At 38.2% G+C, this 14,685-nt stretch carries 8 protein-coding genes; 1 reads left to right on the top strand and 7 read right to left on the bottom strand.

Annotated elements, in window-relative coordinates; genetic code table 11:
• The 5 genes from PHP31_01005 to nhaD (PHP31_01025) form a co-directional block, all read right to left on the bottom strand.
• A partial coding sequence (locus PHP31_01005) for a hypothetical protein (protein ID MDD3737859.1) occupies positions 1 to 251 on the bottom strand: 251 nt, incomplete at its 3' end.
• Between the two features lie 21 nt (positions 252 to 272).
• A complete protein-coding gene (locus PHP31_01010; protein MDD3737860.1) occupies positions 273 to 1,037 on the bottom strand; it encodes an enoyl-CoA hydratase-related protein in 765 nt (254 codons plus the stop codon).
• Positions 1,038 to 1,235: 198 nt separating this feature from the next.
• A complete protein-coding gene (gene nhaD, locus PHP31_01015) occupies positions 1,236 to 2,537 on the bottom strand; it encodes a sodium:proton antiporter NhaD (GenBank protein ID MDD3737861.1) in 1,302 nt (433 codons plus the stop codon).
• Positions 2,538 to 2,863: 326 nt separating this feature from the next.
• Positions 2,864 to 4,165, bottom strand: a complete 1,302-nt coding sequence (gene nhaD, locus PHP31_01020) for a sodium:proton antiporter NhaD (GenBank protein ID MDD3737862.1) — start codon at positions 4,163 to 4,165, stop codon at positions 2,864 to 2,866.
• Positions 4,166 to 4,500: 335 nt separating this feature from the next.
• Entirely contained in the window at positions 4,501 to 5,805 is a 1,305-nt protein-coding gene (gene nhaD, locus PHP31_01025) for a sodium:proton antiporter NhaD (GenBank protein ID MDD3737863.1), read from the bottom strand.
• 206 nt (positions 5,806 to 6,011) lie between these two features.
• Between nhaD (PHP31_01025) and clpB the strand changes: the two genes are divergently transcribed.
• Positions 6,012 to 8,600, top strand: coding sequence for an ATP-dependent chaperone ClpB (gene clpB / locus PHP31_01030; protein ID MDD3737864.1), 2,589 nt, complete (start codon positions 6,012 to 6,014; stop codon positions 8,598 to 8,600).
• Between the two features lie 384 nt (positions 8,601 to 8,984).
• Here clpB and PHP31_01035 read toward each other — a convergent pair whose 3' ends face one another.
• Complete coding sequence (locus PHP31_01035) at positions 8,985 to 9,224, bottom strand: hypothetical protein (GenBank protein ID MDD3737865.1); 240 nt, start codon at positions 9,222 to 9,224, stop codon at positions 8,985 to 8,987.
• A gap of 116 nt (positions 9,225 to 9,340) precedes the next feature.
• Positions 9,341 to 14,365: a Ser-Thr-rich GPI-anchored membrane family protein gene (locus PHP31_01040; protein MDD3737866.1), complete on the bottom strand. Its 5,025-nt coding sequence runs from the start codon at positions 14,363 to 14,365 to the stop codon at positions 9,341 to 9,343.
• Between the last annotated feature and the right edge of the window lie 320 nt (positions 14,366 to 14,685).

Raw genomic sequence — 14,685 nt, forward strand, 5'->3', positions numbered from 1 at the left:
TTGCACAACGTTTTTATCTGTTCGATTCTTCTTTCGGCATATTTTTGAGTTTGTGTTCTGACGTATTCCAACAACCCTTGCAAACCTTGTTCCGATACGTCTATAGCGTTAAGAACGAATTGTTTTTCACTATTTTCGGGTTTTAGCATTTCGTTTGTTATTTCTACAGAAAGCAGCCACGATATACCGCTTCCCATTTTACCTGCAGCTCCCAAAACTGCAACGTTGCTCAATATATCTTGATAATTCATAATGTAATATTATTTTAAATTTTATTTCCAGATTGGTTTTCTTTTTTCTAAAAATGCTTTCATGCCCTCATGAGCATGGTTGTTAAAGCAGTCGCCAAAAACTTTAGCTTCTTTATTCGAGCCTTCTTCAAATGATGTTTCGGCTGTTTTCTTCAATACTTTTTTGGCTGCTTTTACAGCGTGCGGACTCTTTGATACAATTGCATTAACAATAGCTTCCGTTTCTTGCTGAAGGTTTTCAGGTTCAACTACTTTTTGTACCAAACCCATATTAAATGCTTGCTCGGCTGTAATGTTAATTCCCGAAGTAATTAAATAAAAAGCGTTTCCGTAGCCTACAAGTCGTGGTAGTCTTTGTGTTCCTGCGTATCCGGGTATAATACCTAGAGAAACTTCAGGCTGACCCATTTTAGCTAAGTTGGAAGCTATACGTATGTCGCAACTCATTGCTAATTCCATACCTCCGCCTAAGGCATAGCCGTTTATAGAAGCTATTACGGGAATATCTAAATCGGATATTTTTTTGAAAACATCTTGTCCTCTTTTCGAAAACTTTTTGGCTTCAGCCTCGCTCATGCCATCCATTTCGGCAATATCGGCACCGGCAACAAAGGCTTTGCCCGTTCCTGTGAAAACCAAACACATAATTTCGGGACCAATATTATCAATTAAACCCTCTAATTCGTCGAAAAATAGGGAGTTTAGAGCGTTCAATGCCTCGGGTCTGTTAAAAGTTACCCACATAACATTATCTTTAACGGAAGACTGAATAATTGTGTGTTTCATGTTTTGAATATTTTATAGGTTAATATTTATATGCGCTATTTTTTTTTCAAACTTACAAAATTTTTTCTAATAACTGATATTTCTAGGTATTTTTTTCAGATTTTAAATGATAAAAACAAACCCCCGTTGGGTTCAATTTCCAACGAGGGTCTGTATCCTATGAAAAACTGTTACTCTATTTTTCTATTGGTTCTATCTTTAAACAATCATAGATTGAAGAATGAACGCACCGGCACCTGCTAAGTAGCCAAGCAGAGCAATCCAAGAAATCCTTCTCAAGTACCAGAAGAAGTCTATTTTTTCTATTCCCATTGCAGCTACACCGGCAGCAGAACCGATAATTAACATACTGCCACCTGTGCCGGCTGCATAAGCCAAGAACGTCCAGAAGTGTGAGTTAGTCGGAAATACCGTTAAATCGAACATACCCTGAACAGCTGCAACCAACGGAACATTATCGACAATTGCCGACAACATACCTATTAAAATAATAACTATGTTCATGTTGCTGATGTTTTCCATTAAGTACGTTGCAGCCTTACCAAGCACTCCCACCGACTGCAAACTGTGAATTGCCAACAAAATACCTAAAAAGAATAGTATGCTCGGCATATCAATGCGCGACAGTGAACGTGGTACCGATAGAGCTGTTCTTGTCTCTTTCGGCATTTTTTTATGTCTTAATTCGGTGTAAAACCATATAATGCTCAAACTGAACATCATTCCGGCATAAGGTGGTAAATTTGTAATAACTTTAAAAATTGGAACAAATATTAAACCTCCAACGCCTAATAAAAGCATTTCGGTTTGTTGCCTTCTCGAAAGCAGATCTGCCGCTCTGTCTACTTCTACACCAGGTCTTTCAACATGACCTTTCATCATAAACGAAAGCACGATTAAAGGAACAACAAGATTTATAGCTGAAGCTATAAAAGTATCTTTAATAATAAATCCGGCAGTAATTTGGTTACCTATCCACAACATTGTGGTTGTAACGTCACCAATTGGCGACCATGCTCCACCAGCGTTGGCAGCTATTACAACCATACCTACGTAAAATAAACGTTGTTCGCGGTCTTTTATCAGTTTGCCAATTAATGCAACCATGACTATTGTGGTGGTTAAGTTGTCTAAAACTGCTGATAAAAAGAAAGTTATTATAGAAACTACCCATAATAATTTTCTCTTGTCGGTTTGAGTGATACGTGAAGTAATAATTTGAAAACCTCCATGCGAATCTATTGTTTCAACAATAGTCATCGCTCCCATCAAAAAGAACAGTATTTCCGAAATCTCTCCTAAGTGAGCTCGCAACTCTTGATTTATAAAGGTGGTATTATCGACAAAAACTATAAAAATTGTCCATAATACTATACCCGTAAATAAAGCTGAAGCTGTTTTGTTGATGTGAATTTTATGCTCTGTGGCAATGGCTGTGTAGCCCAAAATAAAAACGATCACCATTAGTATTGGGACCATAGTATTGATTGATTCTAACATAAATTATATTTTTGAAATTTGATTAATTGGGCAAAGCTAATAAATTTACTTAGTATTTGTAATTTAATTTAAAATTTATTTTTTACTGCAACAATCTTAAGATAAGACACTTAAAAACAAAATCATTATTACATTTTTGTTAAATTTGGATTTATGATTAAAAGTGACGCTTTTTTAACAAAAAAAAGATGGAAGAAATTAATGTTGATTTTTCTTTGAAGTCAGAAGTTCTGAGTTCTGAGTTCTGAGTTCTGAGTCAGGAGTTAGAGACTCGTAACTCGTAACTCTATACTCAAAACTCAAAACTACCCCTCAACACGAACCTATCAGAAAATCATCGACTGCAAAATAAACACGCCCGCACCTGCAAAGTAACCGAGCAAAGCTATCCAAGAAACCCTTTTCAAGTACCAGAAGAAGTCTATTTTTTCTATTCCCATTGCAGCAACGCCGGCAGCAGAACCTATAATTAATATGCTACCGCCTGTTCCGGCTGCGTAAGCTAAAAATGCCCAGAAATCTGAGTTGGTTGGAAATACTGTCAAATCGAACATGCCTTGAACGGCTGCAACCAATGGAACATTATCGACAACTGCCGACAACAAACCTATTAACATTACAACTATATTCATGTTGCTGATATTGTCCATCAAATACGTTGCTGCCTTACCAAGCACTCCTACCGACTGCAAACCATGAATAGCCAACAAAATACCTAAAAAGAATAGTATGCTTGGCATATCGATACGCGATAATGAGCGTGGTATCGACAAAGCTGTTCTTGTTTCCATAGGCAATTTTCTATGTCTTATTTCGGTATAGAACCATATAACACTCAAACTTAACATCATTCCGGCGTAAGGAGGCAAATTGGTGAGAACTTTGAAAATCGGAACAAAAATTAAGCCACCTACCCCTAATAAAAGCATTTCGGTTTGCTGCCTCCTTGAAAGCAGATTTGCTGCTCTATCTTCTTCAACATCAGGTCTTTCAACATGACCTTTCATCATAAACGAAAGCACAATTAGAGGAACTACAAGATTTGTAGCTGACGCCAAAAATGTATCTTTCATAATAAATCCGGCAGTAATTTGATTACCTATCCATAACATTGTAGTTGTAACGTCACCTATTGGCGTCCATGCACCACCTGCATTTGCGGCTATTACAACCATACCAACGTAAAACAAACGTTGCTCGCGGTCTTTTATTAATTTGCCGACTAAAGCAACCATTACAATTGTTGTTGTTAAATTATCAAGTACCGACGATAAGAAAAATGTAACAATAGACACTACCCAGAGTAGCTTTCTCTTGTCGGTTTGGGTGATACGTGAGGTAATAATTTGAAAACCTCCGTGCGAGTCTATTGTTTCAACAATAGTCATTGCTCCCATCAAAAAGAACAATATCTCCGAAATATCGCCCAAATGAGCTCGCAACTCCTTGTTTATAAAATCAGTATTATCGACAAAAACTATAAAAATTGTCCATAATACTATACCTGTAAATAAAGCCGAAGCTGTTTTGTTGATGTGAATTTTATGCTCTGTGGCAATGGCTGTGTAACCTAAAATAAAAACGATCACCATAAACATTGGGATCATAGTATTGATTGATTCTAACATAAGCTTATATTTAAAAATTTAAAAACAAGCAAAATTAATAAATCTTCTTACCAATGTTCATTTAAAACAGGAAAAATTTTCTCGCTGTAATAGTTTTTAAATCAACCGCTTATAATAAAATCAATGTTAAATTATTGTTAAGTCCGATTTTGGAATGCTTATTTAACATAAAAAAGAAGGAAAATTAAGGATGATTTTTTGAAAGTAGGAGTAGCCGTTGGCTATTGGCTATTGGCTGTTAGCTAATTGCACATTGCACCAATCACCAATCACAAAAAAGCTAAAGGCTAACGGCTAAAGGCTAAAAGCCATTAAATCCCGCACCCCGCAACCCATTACCCAAAAATCATCGTTTGCAAGATAAACACGCCTGCACCGGCAAAATATCCGAGTAAAGCTATCCAAGTAATCTTTTTGACGTACCAGAAGAAGTCTATTTTCTCTATTCCCATAGCAGCAACACCTGCAGCCGAACCTATAATAAGAGCACTGCCACCTGTTCCGGCTGCATAAGCCAAGAATGTCCAGAAGTGAGAGTTGGTCGGGAATACAGACAAATCGAACATGCCTTGAACCGCAGCTACTATAGGCACATTGTCAACTATAGCCGACAATAAACCAATTAGTATTACAACTACATTCATATTACCCACGGTTGTCATAAGCCAGTCGGCAGCTTTACCTAACACTCCAACCGATTGAAGACTGTGAACTGCTAATAAAATTCCTAAGAAGAACAATATACTCGGCATATCAATACGACCTAGCGAATGTGGAATAGATAAAGCTCGTTTATGTTGAGCCGGCAAGTTTTTGTGTTTCAATTCGGTAAACAACCAAATTACTCCCAACGATAGCATCATGCCAATGTACGGTGGCAAGTGGGTAAAAGTTTTAAAAATAGGAACAAATACCAATCCGCCAACTCCTAGTATAAGCATTGTTTTTTGCTGCGAATACGATAATATTGCAGCCGATTCGCTAACTTTTACTTCGGGTCTTTCAACCTTTCCTTTAAGTATAAGCGACAAAACTATTAACGGAACTACTATACTTATCAATGAAGGTACAAACGTTTCAACTATTATATGCCCAGCTGTAATTTGGTTACCAATCCATAGCATTGTTGTAGTAACATCTCCCATTGGCGACCATGCTCCGCCCGAATTTGCAGCAATTACAACCATTCCAGCAAAAAACAATCTTTGTTCGCGGTCTTTAATAAGTTTTCCTAACAAAGAAACCATTACAATTGTCGTTGTTAAATTGTCTAAAACAGCTGATAAAAAGAAAGTTATAAACGAAATTATCCATAACAGCTTTCTTTGGTCGGTTTGGGTAATACGCGAAGTTATAACATGAAAACCATTGTGCGAATCAATGGTTTCGACAATAGTCATGGCTCCCATAAGGAAAAATAATATTTCGGCAATTTCGCCCAAATGATGACGAAGCTCAGTATTGACAAAACCAATATCGTCGCTAAAAATTATAAATACAAACCATAATATTACGCCTGTAAGTAAAGCCGAAGCCGTTTTGTTGACGTGGATAGAATGTTCGGTAGCAATTGCAGTATATCCTAATACAAAAATCACTACCATCAGTATTGGCACAAATGTGTATGCTGTTTCAAACATGTTATTTAATTTTTAGTTTATAATTTAATTATTTAGGCTGCAAATGTATAACTATTTTTTTTATTTCAAAATCTCCTTTATGCGACAATTTGGCATCGTGAATTACACTGCCACTGTCGTTTTGTCGCAAACATTGTCTTTTATCGCAATGGCTCTTATTTTGAGTATTGTATAGCGAGAATATTACAAACTAAAAAATAAAAAAAATGGACTTTAATAAATATACAATAAAATCACAAGAAATTATAGTAAAAGCTCAGCAAATAGCTTCGGAAAATAAAAATCAAGCTATTGCTCCTGAACATTTACTAAAAGCCATAATTGACAACGACAAGGAAGTGTTTCAATACATTTGCTCAAAAGTTGGAGGAAATACTAATAATATTGCCAAAAGAACCGAAAGGCTTATAAGTGGCTTGTCGAAAGTTGAAGGCGGGCAACAATACATTTCCGAAGAATTGCAAAAGGTTTTCAAAAAAGCCGAATCGTTAATGCAAGAATTTGATGACGAATTTGTTACAATAGAAATGCTTATATTAGCAATGATTGTAACTCCTAGCGATGTTTCTGCAATATTAAAATCGGAAGGTTTTACCGAAAAAAACACGAAACTAGCAATCAAGGACTTGAGAAAGGGCTCATCGGCGACAAGTGCTTCGGCAGAAGATACTTACAATGCACTTAGTAAATATGCAAAAAACTTAAACGAATTAGCCGCAAAAGGCAAGCTAGACCCTGTAATTGGCAGAGACGAAGAAATTAGAAGGGTATTGCAAATTCTTTCCAGACGAACCAAAAACAACCCTATTCTGATAGGCGAACCAGGTGTTGGGAAAACAGCTATCGCCGAAGGTATTGCTCACAGAATTGAGAGCGGTGACGTACCCGAAAATTTAAAAGATAAGATTGTGTTTTCGCTTGATATGGGGGCTTTAATAGCCGGAGCGAAATATAAAGGCGAATTTGAAGAGCGTTTGAAAAGCGTTATCAAAGAAGTCGTCAACTCCGACGGAAAAATCATATTGTTCATCGACGAGATACACACCTTAGTTGGAGCCGGTGCTTCTGAAGGTGCTATGGATGCTGCAAATATTTTGAAACCGGCACTTAGTCGAGGCGAACTTAGAGCAATTGGAGCAACTACTCTATCGGAATATCAAAAATATTTTGAAAAAGATAAGGCTCTTGAAAGACGTTTTCAAATTGTTATTGTCGATGAACCTGACACAATCGACGCAATATCGATACTTAGAGGTTTGAAAGAAAAATACGAAGTTCACCATAAGGTCAGGATAAAGGACGAGGCAATTATTGCTGCTGTTGAACTATCGCAACGCTACATCACAAACAGATTTTTACCCGACAAAGCCATTGACCTGATTGATGAAGCTGCTGCAAAACTACGCTACGAAATAAATTCCGTTCCGGAAGAATTGGACGAAGTTGAAAGAAAAATCAGACAACTTGAAATTGAGCGAGAAGCTATTAAACGCGAAAAAGATGAGACTAAGCTCGAAATGCTCAACAAAGAAATAGCCAATTTAGACGAAACTCGTCGCTCGCTTAAAGCTACTTGGGAAGCCGAACGCGAACTTGTGAACGGTATTCAGGAACAGAAACAGCTTATTGAAGATTACAAATTTAAAGCCGAAAGAGCCGAACGTGATGGAGATTACGGTCGTGTCGCCGAACTCAGATACGGCAAAATTCAGGAAGCTAAAAATAAATTAGAAGCTCTTAAAAGTCAGTTGGAAGAAAAGCAACAAAACTCGGCTATGATTAAAGAAGAAGTCAGTGCCGAAGAAGTTGCAGAAGTTGTCGCTAGATGGACAGGAATACCCGTAAGCAAGATGTTGCAAAGCGAACGCGAAAAACTTCTACACTTGGAAGACGAACTTCACAAAAGAGTTATCGGTCAGCACGAAGCCATTACTTCAATTTCCGATGCCATCAGAAGAAGTCGTGCCGGCTTAAACGACCCTAAAAAGCCAATCGGCTCTTTTATTTTCATTGGAACCACAGGTGTTGGTAAAACCGAACTTGCCAAAGCCCTTGCCGAGTACATGTTTAACGACGAAAATGCTCTTATCAGAATTGATATGAGCGAATATCAAGAAAAGCATTCGGTATCTCGACTCATTGGCTCGCCTCCGGGATATGTGGGATACGACGAAGGTGGACAGCTAACCGAAAAAGTGCGTAAAAAACCGTACTCTGTTATTCTCTTCGACGAAATGGAAAAAGCTCACCCCGACGTGTTTAATATTTTATTGCAAGTGTTGGACGACGGCGTTCTTACCGACAACAAAGGTAGGACTGCCAACTTCAAAAACACAATAATTATTATGACTTCCAATATCGGGTCACGACTTATTCAAGAAAAACTTGAGATGATGAACGACAGCAACAGAGATGCGATTATAGAAGAAACTCAGGAACAAGTTATCAATCTTTTGAAAAAAGAAATACGACCCGAATTCTTAAATCGTATTGACGAAATTATAATGTTTACTCCGCTGTCAGAAGATGAAATCAAGCAAATTGTGGTGCTACAATTAGACAGAGTTAGCGAAATGCTAAAAGACAATTTCATTACTCTAAAATACACCGAAAAAGCAGTTGACCTAATTGTAAAACACGGCTACGACCCGCAATACGGAGCCAGACCTATAAAACGTTTGATACAAAGAGAAATTCTCAATCAACTTTCAAAGCTAATTTTATCAAACAGCATTAACAAGGAAAAACCTATTTATATTGATGCTGACGATGAAAAGATAATCTTTAATAATTAGTGAATGGTGGTGAGTGATGAGTGATGAGTGGGTGCGGAGGAGTCCTGAGTTCAGAGTTACGAGTCAGGAGTTAGGAGTTGACATACTCAATACTCAATACTCAATACTCAATACTCAATACTCAATACTCAATACTCAGAACTCAAAACTAAAACCACCAATCAATGACCATCCTCCAGACGTTCGCTCGCTTTTGCAAAGCGAGCGGGGTCAGCACTTCGGTCACTGAGTGCCAAGGGCGTATCGAAGTGTCGAAGTGCTGAAAAAAAAATTATTTTATCCATTTTCGGCATTTCGATACACCGATATTTCGCTCCGCTCAATATCGGCACTCAATGACCGAAAATGTCAGAACTCAAAACTCTATACTCAATACTCAGAACTCTACTCTTCCTCCTCATCAGCGTTCTTATACAGCTTATATCCGCCATAGGCTCCGGCAAGAGTTAGCAATACTACAAGACCGCTACCTATTGGAGCTCCTCCTCCTACAATACCATTCTTTCCTCCATCAGTAGCTTCAGTAGGCGGTTTAGGTGGCGTGGTAGATTGTGCCGATAAATAATATTGCACACCAAAGGTTAATACTGCTATTAGTAAGATTGTTTTTAGTGTTGTTTTCATATCTGATGTTTTTTTTGTTTTTAATTGAATTAGCTGTTGGCTGTTAGCTGTTGGCTGTTAGCTGTTGGCTTTTAGCCTTTAGCTATTAGCTGAGTTACGCTAATGGCTAATGGCTACTAACGGGTAACAACGACCTTTTTATTAACAGCTTGCACTGAATTCACCACACTAACAACATAAACACCCGAAACTACAGGTGCTTGGGTTACGAAAGTGTCGGTTAAGTAAACAGAGTTGCTGCTTACTAACTTGCCTTGCATGTCGTAAACGTTGACCATAGTTTTGGTGTTTTGCATGCTTGGTACGCTCACAATTATCTGATTGTTGCTATTTACATAAATCATGTTTTCGTCTGCCAAATCGTAAGGTGTGGAATAGACTGCGTTTACGAGTTTTAATTCAAAACGGTTGTCGCTGTCAGTGTTGGCGTGATTGAAAGTGTAAACAGGATTTTGACGTAGGTTTACGCTTCTGTTTTCCTTTTTGTCAATCAGGTATGGAGTAATATTGCTTTGTAGGCTTCTGTTATCGGCTACAAACTGAACTTGCGTTGATGCGTTCAGAGTAAAGCTAAGCGGTATTACTGTTTCGTAACGATTTAACGGCAGGGTATTAATAGTAAGGTTTTCATTGTCGGCACTGATACTGCTAAGTTGCGGTGCTTCTTCCGAACCTATCATTTTAACCATATCGCCTTCATCTGTGCCTAAATTCCATTTGTTATCTATAACAAACAGTATCTCGTCCTGCAACTGATTGCCATTTGCGGCTATACGCAACTTGTTAGGTTGATTGCCCGTGCTATAAAAAGGTGTTAATTTGTCTGCTCTATTGCCTACTCTACATTTGTTGGTAAGTGACAATGTACCCGCACTTGTGGCTTTAACGAAAAACGCCTGTCCTATGGAAATAGTATCGTAATTTGTGGTTGTACCCGTTCCGGCAGGAACGTTATAAGCTTTGTAGTTGCCATTATCCCATACCCAAAAACCGTATGATAAACTAGTTGGAAAATTCTCAATTTCCGAAAAATCTATATGAGATGGAAAAGGATTAGGCACAAAGTTAAATCCTTTATCGGCAGCCGTAGATGTGTATGGTATTGGGAAGAAGCCGTAATTAAAAGTACCGTCAAAATTGTAGGTTATACTGGCACCTGGATAGTATATCAAATATCCCCTGTCTGCATACAATTGGGTATTGGTAGCCGAACCCATACCTTCCCATTGATTGAGTGTTTCGTTAAATTTGTACAAGTAAGAGCCATTGAATAAGTTACTAACAAGATTTGTTCCTTGTTCAAGCGGAACACTAACACCGTGGTAGCAATTTGCCGTGAGAATCGTATTGCCCGAAATATATCTCTTTATATCTCCGGCTGTTATAAAGTCGTGCATAAGCGCACCCGTGCCTGTATTATCGCTTAGGATATTAAAGCTGACAGTTCCATCTTTTGTAGGCGATTTATCTACAGCCATACCGGCAATACCTAAGTTGGAATTAGGATTAATTGTAAATGTTGTGTTTCCCGATTTTTTAAGTATTACATTGTTTACGTTATTTAACTTTGAATTTACGCCAACACAGTTATTAACATCTACACTGTTATTATTAATAATAAGATTGAATGTACTATCATTAGAATCGCTTATGGGGACATCATAGCTGGCGTCCAGACCGGTATTGGTGCTCTGTGTTAAAGCCGAACCAAATCCTCCTATGTTGCCAAAATAATCCTTTTCCTTTACTACCCATTCGCTATTTTCGGCTGTTGTCCCGAAAGAGCCTTTGGGCATATAATTACCTTTAGTTACATTTAGCTTGCGTAACAGGGTTTTGTCTTTTGTTGCATTAGCCACACCTGCAACTTCCCAAGCTCCACTAGCAGGATTATCTCCTATCTTTCCAAACAAATCGCAGACTACTCCATCGTAAAAAACTTCTATAGCACCGTCTCCATCAACATATTCGAAGAAATATGAATAATATTCATTGCCATAATCTTTAATACTTGCGTTGGCATTATAATGATATAAAACATAAACATCGCCTGCGGCAAGGATTATATTATTAAAAAGCCAATCTCTATATGTAGCATCAGGTTGAGTAACACGAATTTTCAATTTAATCAAATTAATATTACTTCCTGTACCGTTGTATATTTCTAAGGCTTTGTTATTGCCTGTACCTACTATATATTCGGTAATAAATATTTTGGGTACTTCCGTAGCATCTACAATACTGAATGTTTCACTTTGTGCCGAATAATCATCGGAAATACGTGTAATTTTAATCTTACAGTCGTTGCTTCCATTCTGTGTAATATTCCAAGTCCAAGCTCGGTTTTCTACGGGAACAGAAGCTGCTAGCTCTTCCCATACAGGATTAGCAGCAGATGCGTTGCGAGTAAGTTCAATTTTTGCGTTACCAGATGCTATACCATTTACACCCCACAATATATCTTGTGAAGTACCTTGAACCCATTTGCTGAGCGTGTTAGGATAATTAACACCTATATATTTTTGTACAACATTAAAAATTGCACTCTCCGAAATTTTTCCACCTGCTGTTAATTTAATTCTGTACGAATGGGGAGTCTGATTATTAGGCACATACCAATCCCAAGAACCATTGCTTATTGGTATGTTTTCTGCTATAGTTACCCATTCTGTGCCTGATGTTACATCCTTCAATTCAATTTTAACATCATGGGTGATACCTACATGTGCCCAAGTAATATTATAGGTTGTGCCGTATTGCCAATTGTCCCACGCTTTTGGGGAAATAACGGATATTGACGGAACCGGAGTAACCGCAATTTGAAGGTCATCTATAGCAAGTAGTGCGTTACTACCGGTTGCCAAGTCGTCTGTCCAGCGTATCCACATATAATCGCCCTGTTCCCATTCAAGGTTTATGCTGCTTGCGTTAATAGCTTGCCTGTTTGCAGCCAAATTGCCATCTACACCCTGACCACTGTTATCACCTGTTAGAATTTCATTAAGGTTGAAATCATTTATATTTGTCCATGTTCCATCGTTAAGGTTTGTAGCATCAAAGCTGATTGCAAATTGGCTAGACTCATTGTTGCTATTATTTCCGGTACGCCATTGCTCGCAAAAACCCGAAAAGTTGATTTTTGTAATTCTTGAGCCAGTGTTGTTTTTAAAGACGGCTCCAAAACGAGGTTGTATATCTCCTGCTCTTGTTCCCAAAGCTCTGTCGGCTTCGTTGGTTGTACCAACGTTGAAGGCGCCTACAACATCCGGCGTGCCATTGGAAACTTGCAACGCAAGCGGGTCGCCGGTCGCTTTATTTACTCCTTTCCAACCTGTCAAATAAGTTGTTCCGTCGGGTAATAAGCCGTCGAAATTTTCGTCGTAAATTAAATTGTTTGCATCGAATGTAAATGCTACTAGTTCGGATGATGGACTTATAATATCAAATATTCCACTCTCCGCCACTTTTGCTCCTGCTGTTAATCTGATTTTATAGCCGGAACCTGAAGGCAGCCCGACAGGAATGTTCCATGTCCAGGAACCATTAGTTGCAGTTACGTTTTCTGCTAAGGTGCCCTGAACACTACCATAAACATTTATCAATTCAATTTTAATATTATCGGAAATACTTACTTGTTTCCATGTAATGTTGTGAGTTGAACCATTTTCCCATTTAGCTCCTGCTTTGGGACAAGTAACGGTTAGTATAGGGTCTGCCAAAGTTGCCGTAACTGAAAGGTCATCAATAGCTAATAGTGCGTTGTTGGCTGGTGCTTGGTCGTCATTCCAGCGTATCCATATATTGGTGCCGGTTTGCCAGTTAATATTATTTAAAGTTGCACTAATTTCTTGTCTGTTGGCAGGCAAGTTGCCGTTCAGTTTTTCGCTACTGGTATTCCCTGTTTGAATTTCATAAAGGTCGAAGCTGCTTACTGGTGTCCATGTGGCACTAGTATCATTTAGGTAAGTGGCATCGTAGCTAATTTCAAATATATGGCGTTCGTCAAAAGTTGAACCTCCAAGCATACTTCCCCCAGCTCGCCATTGTTCACACACACCGGTAAAGTCTAATTTTGATATAGTTTTGCCGGTGTTGTTTTTAAATACAGCTCCAAAAGTCGGAACAGTTACTCCATAATAGGAAATTGATCCCATGGCTCTGTCGCTTTGTCCCGATTCGCCGACATTGTGCATACCTGCATTACCACTAGAACCGTCGGAAACTTGTAACGGAAGTAGTGCACCTACCAGTGGTGTATTATTGCCGTGTTTTTTATATCCCGTCCAACCCGTAGGGTAGGATGTTCCGGTGGCGCCCATGCCGTCGAAATTTTGATTGTAAGTCATGTGGTCAATATCAAATATGTGTGCAAACCCTTCGGGAATAACCTTAATTTCAGGAGTAACCGTAATACTAAGGTCATCAATAGCAAGTAATGCGTCATTACCAACATCATCTTTGTCTGTCCAGCGTATCCACATATTGCTGCCTTGTTGCCACTGCGCATTTTCGTAAGTTGCACTTATACTTCGCCTGTTTTCAGACTCGTTACCGTCTATACTTTGTGATACACCAAAATCATTTCTAATTTCTACAAGGTCAAAACTATTTACTCTTGTCCAGGTAGCATCAACATCGTAAAGGTCGGTAGCGTTAAAGCTAATTTCAAACTCTATAGTTTCAATAACAAAACTAGAACTTCCGGTACACCACTGTTCGCAAACACCCGAGAAGTCGATTTTGGTAATTTTATAGCCGGTATTATTTTTAAATACAGCTCCAAAAGCCGGTATTATAAAGTCACTAGCTCTTGTTCCCAAAGCTCTATCGGTCCAATCCCAATAATAACCTGGATCAAAACCAACAAGGATAATGCCACTAAGTCCGACTGGATTACTGTTTTTACATTCTAATGGAATAGAATCGCCTATTCCGTATCGGTGCCACGTACCACCTACTTTAATTCCCTTCCAACCTGTTGGATAAAATGCATAGGGGAATTCCGGGATAGTAAAATTTTGTGTGTAAGTTACATTGCTAAGGTCAAACGTGTGTGCTACTGTTTGTCCGTAAGCAGTAGAAACGCTACATAAGTACGTACATACACACAATAAACATGAGAGTAATAATGTTTTTTTCATAGTCGGATAAATTAATTAAATGGGTTTATTATTAATGGGTTTACTATGTTATTTTTTAGTTGTTTTTTACTTTTAAAATACTGCAACTGTTTTAATTTTAACTAAATACAAAAGTATATTTTTTTTATTTTCAAATGCAAAAAATTATTAAGTTTTTTTTTGGTTTTTTAGCCGTTGGCTGGTGATGGGTGATGGGTGATGGGTGATAAGTGATAAGTGATGAGTTACGAGTTACGAGTTAGGAGTTAGGAGTTGGGAGTTGGGAGTTGGGAGTTATGAGTTAGGAGTTACAGCACTTCGGTCACTGAGCTCGTGCCCAC

The sequence above is a fragment of the Lentimicrobiaceae bacterium genome, from assembly GCA_028697555.1.
Lineage (GTDB): Bacteria > Bacteroidota > Bacteroidia > Bacteroidales > UBA4417 > UBA4417.

Coding starts and splice junctions, on each gene's coding strand:
- nhaD (MDD3737862.1), bottom strand. CDS start 4,165: ATGTTAGAATCAATCAATACTATGATCCCAATGTTTATGGTGATCGTT.
- nhaD (MDD3737861.1), bottom strand. CDS start 2,537: ATGTTAGAATCAATCAATACTATGGTCCCAATACTAATGGTGATCGTT.
- clpB (MDD3737864.1), top strand. CDS start 6,012: ATGGACTTTAATAAATATACAATAAAATCACAAGAAATTATAGTAAAA.
- PHP31_01035 (MDD3737865.1), bottom strand. CDS start 9,224: ATGAAAACAACACTAAAAACAATCTTACTAATAGCAGTATTAACCTTT.
- PHP31_01010 (MDD3737860.1), bottom strand. CDS start 1,037: ATGAAACACACAATTATTCAGTCTTCCGTTAAAGATAATGTTATGTGG.
- PHP31_01040 (MDD3737866.1), bottom strand. CDS start 14,365: ATGAAAAAAACATTATTACTCTCATGTTTATTGTGTGTATGTACGTAC.
- nhaD (MDD3737863.1), bottom strand. CDS start 5,805: ATGTTTGAAACAGCATACACATTTGTGCCAATACTGATGGTAGTGATT.